At 61.8% G+C, this 14,389-nt stretch carries 15 protein-coding genes; 3 read left to right on the top strand and 12 right to left on the bottom strand.

The genetic code is table 11. The features are described 5' to 3' along the window. Positions 1 to 5: 5 nt before the first annotated feature. The 7 genes from fliN to AC1DUY_RS21075 all read right to left on the bottom strand — a co-directional run bounded on the left by fliN (position 6) and on the right by AC1DUY_RS21075 (position 6,543). Positions 6 to 350 (bottom strand): flagellar motor switch protein FliN, encoded by a 345-nt coding sequence (gene fliN / locus AC1DUY_RS21105; protein ID WP_089262063.1) that lies wholly within the window; start codon positions 348 to 350, stop codon positions 6 to 8. A 21-nt stretch (positions 351 to 371) separates the two neighbouring features. Further along, the gene (locus tag AC1DUY_RS21100; RefSeq protein WP_175366387.1) at positions 372 to 992 is read right to left on the bottom strand and encodes a FliH/SctL family protein; all 621 of its coding nucleotides are present in this window, start codon (positions 990 to 992) and stop codon (positions 372 to 374) included. Further along, entirely contained in the window at positions 992 to 2,083 is a 1,092-nt protein-coding gene (gene fliG / locus AC1DUY_RS21095) for a flagellar motor switch protein FliG (protein WP_089262059.1), read from the bottom strand. The genes AC1DUY_RS21100 and fliG overlap by 1 nt, the downstream gene beginning before the upstream one ends. Before the next feature lie 5 nt (positions 2,084 to 2,088). Beyond that, a complete protein-coding gene (gene fliF / locus AC1DUY_RS21090) occupies positions 2,089 to 3,702 on the bottom strand; it encodes a flagellar basal-body MS-ring/collar protein FliF (protein WP_478116753.1) in 1,614 nt (537 codons plus the stop codon). Between the two features lie 171 nt (positions 3,703 to 3,873). Beyond that, on the bottom strand, positions 3,874 to 4,149 hold the full coding sequence (sciP, locus tag AC1DUY_RS21085; RefSeq protein WP_002714638.1) for a CtrA inhibitor SciP: 276 nt from the start codon (positions 4,147 to 4,149) through the stop codon (positions 3,874 to 3,876). Positions 4,150 to 4,295: 146 nt separating this feature from the next. Continuing rightward, the gene (locus AC1DUY_RS21080) at positions 4,296 to 5,009 is read right to left on the bottom strand and encodes a flagellar hook assembly protein FlgD (protein ID WP_175366389.1); all 714 of its coding nucleotides are present in this window, start codon (positions 5,007 to 5,009) and stop codon (positions 4,296 to 4,298) included. Positions 5,010 to 5,019: 10 nt separating this feature from the next. After that, the gene (locus AC1DUY_RS21075; RefSeq protein ID WP_478116737.1) at positions 5,020 to 6,543 is read right to left on the bottom strand and encodes a flagellar hook-length control protein FliK; all 1,524 of its coding nucleotides are present in this window, start codon (positions 6,541 to 6,543) and stop codon (positions 5,020 to 5,022) included. A 320-nt stretch (positions 6,544 to 6,863) separates the two neighbouring features. Between AC1DUY_RS21075 and mnmA the strand changes: the two genes are divergently transcribed. The 3 genes from mnmA to AC1DUY_RS21060 are packed head-to-tail and all read left to right on the top strand — an operon-like array spanning position 6,864 to position 9,139. After that, on the top strand, positions 6,864 to 8,060 hold the full coding sequence (gene mnmA, locus AC1DUY_RS21070) for a tRNA 2-thiouridine(34) synthase MnmA (protein ID WP_478116821.1): 1,197 nt from the start codon (positions 6,864 to 6,866) through the stop codon (positions 8,058 to 8,060). Between the two features lie 17 nt (positions 8,061 to 8,077). Further along, positions 8,078 to 8,716: a class I SAM-dependent methyltransferase gene (locus AC1DUY_RS21065; protein WP_089262053.1), complete on the top strand. Its 639-nt coding sequence runs from the start codon at positions 8,078 to 8,080 to the stop codon at positions 8,714 to 8,716. A gap of 51 nt (positions 8,717 to 8,767) precedes the next feature. Continuing rightward, positions 8,768 to 9,139, top strand: a complete 372-nt coding sequence (locus AC1DUY_RS21060; protein ID WP_478116734.1) for a hypothetical protein — start codon at positions 8,768 to 8,770, stop codon at positions 9,137 to 9,139. 15 nt (positions 9,140 to 9,154) lie between these two features. On the opposite strand, the gene AC1DUY_RS21055 is transcribed toward AC1DUY_RS21060, so the two are convergent. The 5 genes from AC1DUY_RS21055 to AC1DUY_RS21035 are packed head-to-tail and all read right to left on the bottom strand — an operon-like array spanning position 9,155 to position 14,369. Next, positions 9,155 to 11,014 (bottom strand): bifunctional sugar phosphate isomerase/epimerase/4-hydroxyphenylpyruvate dioxygenase family protein, encoded by a 1,860-nt coding sequence (locus tag AC1DUY_RS21055; protein WP_478116732.1) that lies wholly within the window; start codon positions 11,012 to 11,014, stop codon positions 9,155 to 9,157. Continuing rightward, positions 11,011 to 11,751 carry an ABC transporter ATP-binding protein gene (locus tag AC1DUY_RS21050; RefSeq protein ID WP_478116730.1) on the bottom strand — a complete coding sequence of 247 codons (741 nt, stop codon included), beginning with the start codon at positions 11,749 to 11,751 and terminating at the stop codon, positions 11,011 to 11,013. Before AC1DUY_RS21050 ends, AC1DUY_RS21055 begins: the two co-directional genes overlap by 4 nt. 10 nt (positions 11,752 to 11,761) lie before the next feature. Next, positions 11,762 to 12,505: an ABC transporter ATP-binding protein gene (locus AC1DUY_RS21045; protein ID WP_478116728.1), complete on the bottom strand. Its 744-nt coding sequence runs from the start codon at positions 12,503 to 12,505 to the stop codon at positions 11,762 to 11,764. Continuing rightward, complete coding sequence (locus AC1DUY_RS21040) at positions 12,502 to 13,497, bottom strand: branched-chain amino acid ABC transporter permease (protein WP_478116726.1); 996 nt, start codon at positions 13,495 to 13,497, stop codon at positions 12,502 to 12,504. Before AC1DUY_RS21040 ends, AC1DUY_RS21045 begins: the two co-directional genes overlap by 4 nt. Next, a complete protein-coding gene (locus AC1DUY_RS21035; protein ID WP_478116724.1) occupies positions 13,494 to 14,369 on the bottom strand; it encodes a branched-chain amino acid ABC transporter permease in 876 nt (291 codons plus the stop codon). The genes AC1DUY_RS21040 and AC1DUY_RS21035 overlap by 4 nt, the downstream gene beginning before the upstream one ends. Positions 14,370 to 14,389: the final 20 nt, after the last annotated feature.

The following is a 14,389-nucleotide window of genomic DNA, read 5'->3' as shown; positions in this document are numbered from 1 at the left end:
TCGAATTAGCTGCGTTCAGCCTTGATGATTTCAGTCATGGTGACGCCGAGCTTTTCTTCGACGAGGACGACTTCGCCGCGCGCCACCAGGCGGTTGTTCACGTAGATGTCGATCGCTTCGCCAACGCGGCGGTCGAGTTCGAGCACGGTGCCGGGCCCGAGCTTCAGCAATTCGCCCACACCCATCTTGGAGCGGCCGAGCACGGCCGAGACCTGGACTGGAACGTCGAAGACCGCTTCGAGATCGGCGGCAATACGCGTGACCTGTTCTTCGTCAGCATAGCCCACGTCCCCCATTGCGCCGGGATCGGTGGCATTGAGATCGGGAAGCGGCACCTGTGGATCGCTCATATTCTAGTCCTCACAGCCCTGTCAGGCCTGATTGCGCGACGCCATGTAGCGTCCGACGAGTTCGTTGATCTTGGCGTCGATGGTTGAGCGTTCGAGCACGACGCCGCCATCCGCCCATTCGATTTTGCAGTCGCCGTTCTCGATATCCGGCTCGGCGAGGATGACGAGGCGACCGGCGAAGCCGCTTTGTTTGGCCTGTTTCTCGATGCGTTCGCGTGCTTCGTCGTAGAGCTGGTCGTTGATGCGCACCACGAGATGCGGTGTCGACACCAGATTCTTGAAACAGTCGTGGACCAGGGCCATGACTTCGGTGAGCGGCTCAACGGCGATCAATTCACTGCAGAGTTTGCGTGCCACCGACACCGCGACATCGACAGCTTCGGTTTCCATCTTTTCTTCGATGGCCCCGAAGCGCGACGAGATCGAGGAAATCGCAACGCCGATCTGTTCCAGCGCCAATGCGGCGCGACGGTCGCTTTCGGCCTTCGCCTCGCGCTGGGCCGCATCGAAGCCTGCGCGATAGGCCTGAGCTTCGGCGTTGGCGACCTTCTCCGCAATCTCGGCCGGCGTGATCGCGGGCGCACGCGTCTTGTCGGGCGCTGCGAAGTCCATATCGAACAGAAATTTTGCGGGGGCGGCCATCAATACACCAGCTCGTCGTCGGCGCGGTTCTTGGTCAGCACGATTTCGCCCTTGGCGGCGAGATCCTTGGCCAAATTCACCAGCAGTGCCTGTGCCTCGTCGACATCGCGCAGACGGACCGGGCCGAGCGCGGCCATATCGTCGGTCAGCATCTTGGCGGCGCGGGACGACATGTTGCCCATGAAGAAGGCGCGCACTTCCTCGTTGGCGCTCTTCAGTGCGATACCCAGTTTGTCCTTGTCGATGCTGCGCATCAGGGTCTGTGCGGAGCCGGCATCCAGCTTGATCAGGTCGTCGAAGGTAAACATCAGCGCCTTGATGCGCTCGGCCGCCTCGCGATTGTCTTCTTCCAGCGAGGTGATGAAGCGCGTCTCGGTCTGGCGGTCGAAATTGTTGAAGATTTCCGCCATGACTTCGTGCGCGTCGCGGCGACGGGTCTGCGAGAGGTTCGACATGAATTCGACGCGCAGCGTCTGTTCGACGCGCTCGATGACTTCCTTCTGCACCGCTTCCATCTTGAGCATGCGGTTGATGACGTCGAGCGCAAGATCCTCGGGCAGGATGCCGAGCACGCGTGCCGCATGCTCCGGCTTCAGCTTCGACAGCACCACAGCGACGGTCTGCGGATATTCGTTCTTCAGGTAGTTCGCGAGAACCTCTTCCTGCACGTTCGAGAGTTTTTCCCACATGTTGCGGCCGGCGGGGCCGCGGATTTCTTCCATGATACCGCTGACGCGCTCGGACGGCAGATACTGGGTCAGCAGACGCTCGGTGGCATCGAAAGTGCCCATCAGGGCGCCGGAGGCGGACATCCGCGATACGAATTCGAGCAGCAGATCTTCGACCGTCTCCGGCTCGATGGTTCCGAGCGACGACATGTGAAGTGAAAGCTCACGCACTTCGTCGTCGTCGAGCTGCGCCCACACCTTGCCGCCATACTGTTCGCCCAGCGCCAGCATCAGGATGGCTGCACGCTTCGGGCCGCTGAGCGGCTTCGCGGGCGCGCGGCCGCCCTGGCGCTGTGCGAGCGAAGCGACGACGCTGGCGATGTCGCTGCTGTTGTCGCCGGTGGTTTGCGGAACGGATGCCATTCAGATCACGCCGGTTCCTGCAGCCATGCGCGAACAATGGCTGCGGTTTCGTTAGGGTTACGATCGGCCAGTTCGCCCACGCGATGCACGGATTGCGCGTGGACCTGACCCTGGATGGTGGCGACGTCGATCATGTTGGGGCCGCTGGCGGGAATGACGGTCTGTCCGTCAGCGCTGAGAGCGACGCCGTCGGGAAGAACGAGAGCGTTGGCTGCAGGGAGCGCCGGCACGGGTTCAGAGGCGAGGACGCGGCGGACCAGCGGGCGGATGACCATGAACATCACGACCAGACCGAGCAGCATCATGACCGCGAGTTCGATGACGTGCATCACGTCATCCTTGGTGAATTGCATCATGCCGAGCAGACCGGTCGGCTCCGGCGTCGGAACGACAGTTGGGCCCTCGGCGAATTTCAGGTTGACGACCTCGACCTGATCGCCGCGCTTCTGGTCGAAGCCAATGGCCGAACGGACCAGCGCTGCGATGCGATCGAGTTCTTCCTTGGGGCGTTGGGCGTAGACCTGCTCGCCCTTCTCGTTCTTGCTGTAGCTGCCGTCGACCAGTACCGCGACCGAGATGCGATTGACACGGCCTGCTTCGGTAACTTCGGTCTTGGTGACGCGGGAAATTTCGTAATTGTTGGTTTCTTCCGACTTCTTGCTTTGATCCTTCGCCGTCCCCGTGTTGCCGGCCGCCTGATTGCCTGGCAGTTCGTTGTTGACGGTGACTTGGCCATCCCGCTCGCCGACGGCGGAGGATTCTTCGCGGCTCTGGCTGGAGCGCAAGACCCGGCCTTCCGGGTCGAATTTGTCGGAGGTCTGCGTGACCTTGTTGTAGTCGAAGTCGGCTGTGAGCTGGACCCGGGCCCGGCCTGCGCCCACCACCGAGGAAACGATCGCTTCGACCTGGCTCCGCATCCGCTTTTCGAAGCCGGCGCGGCGTTCGTCGCCGGTGGCGCCTTCCATGGTCGAGTCAGCGGCGCCGTCGGCGAGCAGCTGTCCCGCTTCGTCGACGATCGAAACCCGGGCCGGCTTAAGGCCGTTGACGGCCGAGGCGACGACATGGCGGATCGCCCGGACCTGCTGCGGGTCGAGGGCGCCGCGGACGCGGACGACGATCGAGGCCGAAGGCTCGGGAGCTTCGCGGGAGAACAGGGGGCGTTCCGGCAGGACGAGGTGAACGCGGGCGAACTGTACCCGGTCGATCGCCCGGATGGTTCGCGCCAATTCACCTTCGAGAGCGCGCAAGTGATTGATATTTTGGACAAAACTTGTTGTGCCGAGAGCGTCGGATTTGTCGAAGATCTCGTAGCCGACGCCGCCACCCTTGGGCAGGCCGCCTTCGGCCAGTTTCATGCGCAGGCGAGTTACCTTGTCCTTCGGCACCATGATGGCGGCACCGTCGTTCTTCAGCTCATAAGGGATGGCCTGACGTTCCAGGTCCTTGATGATCGCCGAGGAGTCCTCGACGCTCAGATCCGTGAAAAGGGTGGTCATCTGCGGTGTGGTGACCCGCATGATGACGAAAGCAAAGAAGCCGATGAGCGCGGCCGTCACCGCAACCATCGCCATCAGGCGCGCCGCGCCGAGACCTTTAAGGAAACTTAGAAGACTCTGCACGAACCAGCCCCTGAGATTCGGCCTCAAAGACCGACTGGGCAAATTTTGCCGGGGTATGGTTTCGATATGGTTAACGGCGGTTAACGGGTGGCAAAAATATGGCCAAATGACGAAAACCGGCTTCCCATGAGGGAGCCGGTTTTCATCGAATTGGAGATATTAACGATTCGTTTACTGACGATACTGCTGGATGCGGGTGGTCCGCAGTCCTGCCAGACCGTGCTGGTCGATCGAGAACTGCCAGGAGAGGAATTCGTCGACTGTCAGCGTATAGCGGCTGCAGGCTTCCTCAAGAGACAGAAGGCCACCGCGGACGGCGGCGACAACTTCGGCTTTGCGGCGGATGACCCACCGTTTGGTTCCGGGCGCGGGCAGATCCGCAATTGTTAACGGACTGCCGTCAGGCCCGATGACGTATTTGACCCTCGGGCGATGGGGTTCTGTCATGGCGTACTCACAAACTCTCAACCACTGAACTCACTTCAACAATCTACGCCCAGCGACTTAAAATTTGCCTAAGCCTACAACTCCAATGCGAATAGAACTGGATTTGGTTCGAAATAATCGTCCCGAGGAGATGACGCGGCGCAGCGTCAGGTTGTCGGTGTGGTTGGCGTCGTCGGCGTCGTCGGCCGCACCACACGCTTGATCTTGTCGACGGTATAGTTGGTGCCGTTGATCGAGAGCAGGGCGGGGCTCGCTGACAGATCGACGGAATCCACAACGCCCTGGACTTCCGTGGAGATGGCGACGTCGCGGCCGTTGTCATCCTTGCCCGTTGCAGTCAGCGTATAGGCCCCTTCGGGATACTGAACACCATCATTGCCCTTGCCATCCCATACGAAAGTGCCGTTGCCGGACTTCAACGTGTACTTGCCGGTGTAGACAACGTTACCAGCGGAATTCGTAATGTTGACGGTGGCTGTCGAGTCCTTGTCGGCGAGCAGATTCCATGTCGCCGACGTCTTGAATTGCGCCGTGCTGCCATCGACAGCGACGTTGTTGCCGACATAGATGAGCGCCTGCGTCGCTTCTGTAGCTTTGCCGAGATCGACCAGGGCTTTCAACTGATCGTTCGACTTGAGCTGCTGTTCGACGCCCGCGAACTGCACGAGTTGCTGCGTGAACTGATTGGTATCGAGTGGATCGAGCGGGTTCTGGTTCTGCAGCTGCGTCGTCAGCAGCGTCAGGAACGTCTGGAAATTATCGGCAATGCCGGTGGTCGTCGAGCCGGAGCTGCTGCTCGAGTTCGATACCGGCGTGGTACCGGATACGACAGGGCTTGGAGTCGTTGCTTCAACTGCCATGGTTCACTCCTCAGATACTGATGTCGACGCCGCTGCTGGATCCCAGCATGCGGCCATAACCGCGGCCCGCAGCAATCGCAGGCACGGACTCGTCTTCGTGGATCACAAGGCGCTGGGCGTTGCGACCCGAATTCTCGCCACTGTTCTGTTGCTGGCCTTGCGACTGATCGCGCAGGCTGAATTGTAGTCCGCTGTCGTTGGTCTTGAGACCAGCCTGTTCGAGTGCGCGCTGCAGTTGCGGTGCATCCTGGCGCAACATGGTCAGGGTTTCCGGCTTCTCGACGGTGAGATGCGAGGTGACATTGCCATGCTTGTCGACTTCGAGGCGGACATCGATACGGCCAAGCTCGGCAGGGTCGAGCCGGATGTCGAAGCTGCTCTTGCCCGATTTGGCGTTCTGCGCGATCTCGACGGCGACGCCATTCAAAGGCACTGGCGCATTGGTCGCGACCGTGGCGGTCAATTGCGGGGTCGCAGCTGCAATCGGCGTCGTTGCGGTCTGCAACGGCTGCTGCTGCAAGCTATTGGTGGTCGGCGCAGTCACATCCGGTACTGCAGCCTGAGCGGTGTGTTCGGTGCGACGCTCGTGGGCAGCGCTAGCCGCAGGCTTTGCAGCTTCCGGTGCAACAGTGGTCGCGTCAGTTGCTGCGCCATCGACGAGTTTGTCGCCCGGCTTGGCGTCCTTGCCGACTGTTGCCGCTGCGGCAGCGTCGACTGGCTGCGTGGACGTCGTCGTGGCCGCCTTCGTCTTGTCTTCTGATTTGACCTCAGCCGTTGATGCCGTTGCGGCATCGGCTGCGCTGGTCTTCTTCGCGCCGGCTTTGCCGCCCGCGGGTGTCGCGGATGCGATAAGTGCCGCGAAATTCGCTTCGGCTTCCGGGGCCGTCGATGCAGGCGCCGCTTCGGCGTCAACCGTTGCAGCTTCAGTCACTGCCGTCTGGGCTTTCAAAACGGCTGCAGCGATGGCGAGAGGCTGTGCAACGCCGGTGGTTTCGGGCGCTGTTGGAGCCACTGCAACATCGGTCGTGGCCACGGGCACGGGGATCGCAACGGCGACGGCGGCGACCGCGACGGGCTTCTCGGTTGAGCCCGTTGCATCGACATCGGTCGTTGCGGTCTTGTCGGTATCCTTGGACGAGGCGTCCTTGGTGTCGGTCTTGTCGCCTGTCTTCGCGTCGGCCTTGGAATCGGCCTTCGTGTCGCTCGGGTCGCTCTTCTTCGCCTTGCGGGAGTCCTGCGCGGCATCGGCTGCTTGGGTGTCGCGGTCACGTGCATTGGCGGCCGCGGTGTCGGCGCGATCGTCGGCCTGCCGTGTGCGGTCATTGCTCGAGGAGCGCGTGTCGTCGCGCCGTGCGGGTGCTGGCAGATCAGGCTGGGCTGCCGCGGCGCGGTCGCTATTGGCGCTGGCAACGGTGTTGCTGTCGACCAGCGAGCCGAAGCTGTCGGCGTCCGACCGCTGATCGTCGCGGGACGAATTCGATCGTGCGTTCTGAAACGAGACGTTTGAGACGATATCGGACGTGACGCTAACCACGGGCGGCCTTTCCAGAAGAGTTCTATCCTCCTTTCAGCAAGGACCGGGCCACCTCTCGTTTTATAAAAATATCTATATAAATCAGTATGTTGTAATTCGGATGGAACCTCCGTGGGGACCGTCGCGGCATTATCTTTTCTGCCCGGCGGCAAGAATTGCCGTTTCCGGCGAGGCGCCGTGATTGATTGAGCGCAAGGCGGCCTATATTAAAGTGCCATATCCCAACCCATTGTCGGACCGACCTTAAGTTCCGGGATTTGGCTCCGTTTTCCTGATCGCGACGGTTTGCAGCCAGCGCGGTCGCATCAGTGACCGAAACCATGCTCAACAGTCTCGATCTCGAAGGCCGTCCGCAGGACACCAGGGTTGTGGTCGCCATGTCCGGCGGCGTCGACTCCTCGGCGACGGCTGCGCTGTTGAAGTCGCAGGGCTACGACGTCGTCGGTATTACGCTACAACTCTACGATCACGGCGCCGCCACCCATCGCAAGGGCGCCTGCTGCGCCGGCCGTGACATCCATGATGCCCGCGACGTCGCCGAGCGGATCGGGATCCCGCATTATGTGCTGGATTACGAAAGCCGGTTCCGCGAGTCCGTCATCGACAATTTCGCCGCGAGCTATGCCTCCGGCGAAACGCCGGTGCCGTGCATCGAGTGCAATCGTTCCGTCAAGTTCCGCGACCTGTTGGCGACCGCGCGCGATCTCGGCGCGCAGGCGCTGGCGACCGGGCATTACGTGGCCTCACGCCGCCTTGCTGACGGCTCGCGTGCCATGGTCTGCGCTGCCGATGCCGATCGCGACCAGAGCTATTTCCTGTTCGCCACCACGCAGGAACAGCTCGATTATCTCCGCTTTCCGCTCGGCGATATGAGCAAGCCGCAGACCCGCGAATTGGCTCGGCAGTTCGATCTGTCGGTCGCCGACAAGCAGGACAGCCAGGACATCTGCTTCGTGCCGTCCGGCCGCTACACCGACGTGATCGAACGTCTGAAGCCGAATGCGCTCGAACCGGGCGAGATCGTCGATATGGATGGCCATGTCATCGGCCGCCACGATGGCATTATCCATTTCACCATCGGCCAGCGCCGCGGCCTCGGTATTGCAGCGAGCGCGCCGCTCTATGTGATCAAACTCGACGCCGTCACCCGGCGCGTGGTGGTCGGCCCGCGCGAGGCCTTGCGGATGCACCGCATTGTGCTGCGCGACGTTAACTGGATCGGCGGCGGGATGCTGGAAAGCGCCGTGGGCAGTGGTCTCGAACTGTTCGTCAAGGTGCGCTCGACGCGTGGACCGCAGCCGGCCTGGCTGCGTGCTGTGAATGGCGGCTACGAGATCGAACTGGTCGGCGGCGAGGAGGGCGTGTCGCCCGGTCAGGCCTGTGTGTTCTACGACGCGCCGGGCGGTCAGGCCCGCGTGCTCGGCGGCGGCTTCATCAAGAGCGCTGCGGCGAAAAGCCCTGTCAGCACCTCCCCCCGCGATGCTAATGTCCCCGCCGTCGCAGCGATGCGTGTGTAAGAGTTCAGGGTAGGGGCATGGCTGGCGATATCGACCGCGCGGGGGTCGCGAAGGCTTACGGGCGCTGGGCGCCGATTTACGATCTCGTTTTTGGCAAGGTGTTCGATAGCGGTCGGCAATCGACCATCATCGAGGCCGATCGCATCGGCGGCCGCATCCTTGATGTCGGTGTCGGCACAGGTCTGTCGCTGGTCGATTACGCCCGCACCACGAAGATTTGCGGCGTCGATATTTCCGAGCCGATGCTGCGCAAGGCGCATGAGCGCGTCCGCACCCACAATCTCACCAATGTCGAAACGCTGGCGGTCATGGATGCGAAGAATCTCGCATTCCCAGACAATCATTTCGATGCCGTCGTGGCGCAATATGTCATCACAGCCGTACCCGATCCGGAAGCGACGCTGGACGATTTCATCCGCGTGTTGAAACCAGGCGGCGAGCTTATTCTCGTCAATCACATCGGCGCCGAAAGCGGTCCGCGCAAGATTTTCGAACTGGCCTTTGCGCCGCTGGCGCGCCGGCTCGGCTGGCGACCGGAATTTCCGTGGAAGCGGCTGGTGGACTGGGCAACGGTCCATGGCGGGATCACGCTGGCCGAGCGCCGGCCGATGCCGCCGATGGGGCATTTTTCGCTGATCCGCTACATTAAATCCTGACTGTTGCAGCGCGAGGCCGGAACCTCCATTCGCGCCCGCGGTTTGCTCCGGATGCAGATCAAACAGTCGCTTGTCATCGCAGCTCTTGTCGTCGCCGGTTCCAGCGCTGCCTTCGCGCAGGCGCCGCCGACGCCTGCCACGCCTCCCGCACGGACCGCGCCGCCATCGGCCGAGCGTACAAATGCCAATTGTGCGCCGACACAAACGACCCCGCAGGGGACGATTGCTCCCAGCGGGACGACAACGGGCCAGAGCCCGGAGCCGTTGGGCGATAAACTCGCGAAATCAGATGGCGTTCTGTGCCCGCCGAGCAATGTCGATCCCGCGATGCGGGCACGCGCGCCGAATTCAGATAGTAGCAATACGCCGGTGATTCCCCCGCCCGGCAGTCCCGGTGGCGATCAAAGCGTTCGGCCGAAGTAAGCCTTAACGAGTTCGTCAGGCGCGCGGCACGGACACAGGCCGCGCGTCACGCGTTTGAGCTGCGAGACGGATACCGGCGTTAGCCGCACCAAATCCCTGATAGTTGCGGCGCTCGACAATCTCGAAGAAGAAGCGCTCATCGAAGCTCGGCGTGTAGATCTGGAAGAATTCGCCGTCGCCTTCGCGATCATACAGGATCTGGTTGTCACGCAGCGCAGCCATCAGCTCGGCATCGAGCCCATATTTGGCTTCCACGTCATCGTAATAATTGTCGGGAATACGCAGGAATTTGGCGCCGCGTTTGCGCATATCGGCCACGGCTGCAAAGATATCGTCGCACAAGAACGCGATATGTTGCACGCCGGAACCGAAGAACTCCGAGATGAAGCGGTTCGACAGCGTGCGCGTTGCGGATGATCCGTTCAGGATGATGCGCAGCGACTGATTGGCTGATATCAGCGCCTGGCTTTGCACGAGGCCGACCGGGTCCGGAATTTCCATCTGCGGCAGGCGCTGCAGGTCGAGAATGCCGGTGTAGAACAACAGCCATGACAGCATCTCGTCATAGGGCATCGATTGCGAGATGTGATCGACGACGGAGAGATGATCTGTACCGGCATTGCTCTGCAGCGGCTCGAAATCTACGTCCCAGTTCTTGCCGGCGGCTTCCAGGAAATAGAGAAGACTTCCGCCGACGCCGTGGATCGCCGGGATTTCCAGTTCGCCCGGTCCGACCGGCTGATAGAATGTCCGCGCCTGCAACGCTTCAGCGCGCGCCATGGCCTGCTTGGTATTGCCGACGTCCAGTGCGATGGCGCACACGCCGGGGCCATGCGTCACGTAATGCGAATGCGCGAAACCGTCCGGCTCTGAATTGATCACGAGTTCGATGGTGCCCTGCGACCAGCGTTCGACGTCCTTGCTGCGATGAGCGCCGGTCTTGCGAAAGCCAAGTTGGCTGAGCAGCGTCGCAAGGCCTGTCGCCTTGGTCTCATTGACGGCGAACTCGATGAAGCCGACGCCGCGGGTGGATGTCTTTGGCTGCAGGGCGTCGGCCGGTGTCTTTGCCAGTTGATCCTGCAACAGGATCAGTGAGCGCAATCCGTCAGTGGCTGTGCGAACGGCAGAGCCTGCGCGGAACTGGTCGTTGAAAATCTCGAGGGACCACGCGCCGCTATAGCCGGTGGCTTGCACCGCTTCCATGAACTCAGCCACGGGCAGGTCGCCCTGACCGGGGAAGCAGCGAAAATGCCGGCTCCAGGACAAGACATCGAGGCCCAGCTTCGGCGCGTCGGCGAGCTGCACCAGAAAGATCTTGTCCGCCGGGATGGATGCAATGGCACTGACGGGAAATGCCGGGGCCAGTGCATGGAAGCTATCGAGGATCACGCCGATGGACGGGTGATTGGCGCGGCGCACGATCTCCCAGGCATCGCGATAGTCGTTGACATGAGCGCCCCATGCGAGCGCTTCGAAGCCGACACGCATGTCGTGCTTCGCGGCGAGGTCCCCAAGCTCGCGAAAATCCGCTGCGGCTCGGTCGATACCGCCAAGCGAGGCCGGCGAGATGTTGCTGCAGATCAGCATCAAGTCCGTCTGCAACTCTTTCATCAGGTCGAACTTGCGCGCCGCGCGCGCGAAGTTGCGGCTGCGCTGCGGCTCCGGCATGCCCTCGAAGTCGCGGAACGGCTGGAAGGCGCAGATGGTCAGGCCGAGATCGCGGCACATCTGGCCGACGTCCCTTGGGCTTCCATTGAAGGACAGAAGGTCCGCTTCAAAGATCTCGACCTCGTCGAAGCCGGCAGCCGCAATAGCGCGGAGTTTCTCATCCAGTGCGCCTGATAGCGAGACGGTAGCGATCGAGAGCTTGCTCATGCCGTGGTCTCCGTCATGGCGCCGCCGAGGAACAACTGTCCGATGCGCGGATCGTTGAGCACACGGTCGGCCTTGTCCATCAAGCGGGTCTGGCCGAGTTCGAGCACGATGCCGAAATCGGAAATCTCCAGTGCCGAGCGTGCATTTTGCTCAATCATCAGGATCGAGACGCCGCGGTCACGCAGCTCCTTCAGAATATTGAACGTTTGCAACACCATCAGCGGCGACAGCCCGATGGAGGGCTCGTCGATCAGCACCAGCTGCGGATTGAGCAGCAGGCCGCGGGCGATTTCGAGCTGTTTCTGCTCGCCGCCGGACAAGGTTGACGCTTGTTGCTTGGCTTTGGTGCGGAGTACTGGGAATTTGTCGAGAGCGGCCTCGATACGGGCCGGCAGATCGGTGATGTCACGACCGGCAGCGACGGCACCGAGTTCGATATTGTGACGGACCGTGAGTTCCGGGAAGATGTTGCGGCCTTGCGGGACATAGCAGATGCCCGCCGTCAGCAGTGCGCGCTGGCCCAGACCGGTGACGTCCTTGCCTTTGAATACGACTTTGCCTTCGCGCAGCTTCAGCAGACCGAAGATCGCCTTGAACACCGTGGACTTGCCGGCGCCGTTTGGCCCGATGATGGTGGTGATCGACCCAGCCGGCACCGAGAAGGTGGTGCCATTCAAGATCGTCATCTTGCCGTAGCCGCCGACAAGGTTCTGAACGTCCAGGATTGCATCGCTCATGGTACTATCCTCAATGTCCCAGATAGGCCTCGATCACGGCAGGATTGGCGCGGATTTCGTCCGGTCGCCCCACCGCAAGAACCTTGCCTTCGGCCATCACCATCACGCGTGTGCAGAGCGACATCACGAATTCCATGTTGTGCTCGATGACAACGAAAGTGGCGCGCTTCTCCCGGTTGATCGCCGCGAGGCGGTCCTTGAGATCCGCGAGCATGGTCAGGTTGACGCCGCCGGCAGGCTCGTCGAGCAGCACGAGGCGCGGTCCGCCCATGAAGGCCATCGAGGCATCGAGCAGTTTCTGCTGGCCATAAGAGAGGCCGCCCGCGGGCTCTTCGGCGAGATGGTCGAGCTTGAAGAAGCCGATCATCTGGTTGGCGGCCTCCGTCAGACCGGCGTCGGATGGGCCGAGCAGCCGCGAGAGCATGTTGCCCTGGTGTTCCTGACCGGCGAGAATCAGGTTTTCCCGCACCGACAGCTTTGGGAATACCTGCAGCAATTGAAACGTACGGCTGACACCGAGGCCGTTCAGCTCTGACGGCCGCATGCCGGTGACCACCTTGCCGTCGACCTTCACTTCGCCGGCGCTCGGCGTGAGCTGGCCGAGGATGCAGTTGAACAGAGTGGACTTGCCGCAACCATTCGGACCGATCAGGCCGAGGATTTCGCCTTCCTGCACATCGAACGAGACGCCATTGACGGCGGTGATGCCGCCAAAGCTCTTGCGGATATTGTTGACTTCGAGAACTGCGGTCATGGCGCCGTTTCCAGTTTCGCTTTGGCGACCGCACGCAATGCGGACGCTGCCTTGGTGCGGCGTTCGGAGATGTAACGATCGAGAATGCCGAGAATGCCGGTGGGTGAGTAGATCAGCAGCAGGATCACCGCGATGGCATAGAGCATCAGATAGTAGCCCTGCGTGAAGCGCAGCCATTCCGGCAGCAGCACGGCGATCATCGCGCCGAGGAAGGGCCCGAAGAAGAAACCGGAGCCGCCGACGATCACCATCATCAAGAGATCGAGCGACAGCGACAGGTGGAACGGTACGGGATCGACATATTGGGTCAGCGGCGCATAGAGCGTGCCGGCGACACCGCCGAGTGCGGAACCGATCGCAAAGGCCATCAGCGTATAGCGCCGTGTGTCGATGCCGAGCGAGAGCGCACGAACGGGATTTTCGCGCAGTGCAATGAAAGCACGGCCCCAGGGAGAACGGATCAGCCACCAGACGGCCAGTGAGACGATGCCGAGCGAGCCCAGGCAGACATAATAGAACGGCAACGGTCGCCGCGTCGGATACCCGAAGATCTCCGGGCGAGGGATGTTGCTGATGCCGTAGATGCCCTTGGTCAGCCAGTCCTCGTTGCGGAAGACAAGGAAGGCCAGTGTCGAAAAGGCGAGGGTGACAAAAGCCAGGTAGTGATGCTGCACGCGCAGGGCGGGATAGCCGAGGATCCAGCCGATGGCGAAACACAGCACGATGGCAACGCCGAGCGCTCCAATCAGCGGCATGCCGCTCGTGGTCATGATCGCCGCGGTATAGGCGCCGATGCCGACAAAGGCGCCCTGCGCCAGCGAGACCTGCCCGGCATAGCCCAGCGTCAGATTGAGCCCCATGGCGGCGATGGTCATCACGGCCCACTGGCTCAGGATGAACAGGCCGTAGCGGTTGAAGTTCATCGGAACGATGATCAGCGCGGCAATGACAACGATGCCGAAGCCGATCTTGAGATACTTGGCCGCGGTCATACGGTGCGCTCCTCAGGTCGGCCAAGCATGCCCTGCGGCCGAAACAGAATGATCGCGATCAGCAGAACCAATGGCACGGCGGCGCGATACTGGGTGGAGACATAGGCGGCCGACAGATTGTCGACGACGCCGATCAGCAGGCCACCGGCAATGGCGCCGCGGACCTGGTTGAAGCCGCCGACAATGGCGGCGATGAACGCGGCCTGGCCCAGCACTTCGCCGTTGGAGAATTTAGCGAGATAGATCGGCGTGATGAGCAGCGAGGCCAGCGCGACCAGAAACGCGTTGATCAGGAAGGTCAGCAGGATCATGCGTTCAACCGGCACGCCGATGATGCGCGCGACGGTCGGGTTCTGCGCGGCAGCCTGCATCTGGTGACCGATGGAGGTGCGGTTCAGCAGCGTTGTCAGGCCGAGTACGGCGAGGATCGCCAGCACCAGCACGCCAATGCTCTGCAGGGCGACGACGCGGCCGAAAATCGTGACGTCACCGCCCGGGATGACCGATGGAAATGGTGAGGCTTCGGCGCTCCAGAATTGCTTGGCGGCTTCCTTGATGCCGATGGCCAGGGCCATGGTCGCAATCGCCAGCGGCAGCACGCCATGGCGCAGCATTGGGTCGACCAGCAGCATCTTGAAGCCGAGGCCCAGCAGCAGCAGCGACAGCGCAATGCCAATCAGGATCGCCAGCCAGAACGGTGCACCGGCATGCATCACCGCCAGCATCAGGAAGGCCGGTAGCATGACGAATTCGCCCTGCGCGAAATTGATGGTCTGCGAGGTCTGCCACAGCAGCGTGAAGCCGACGGCGACGATCGCGTAGATCGCCCCGGTGGCAAGACCTGCGATGAGGAGATCGAGAAGGTTGGACATGTGGTTCTCCAAATGGCCGG

The organism is Tardiphaga sp. P4_G1 (assembly GCF_056401215.1).
Note: the sequence above shows the minus strand (reverse complement) of the source record. Positions and strands in the feature narration are given on the sequence as shown.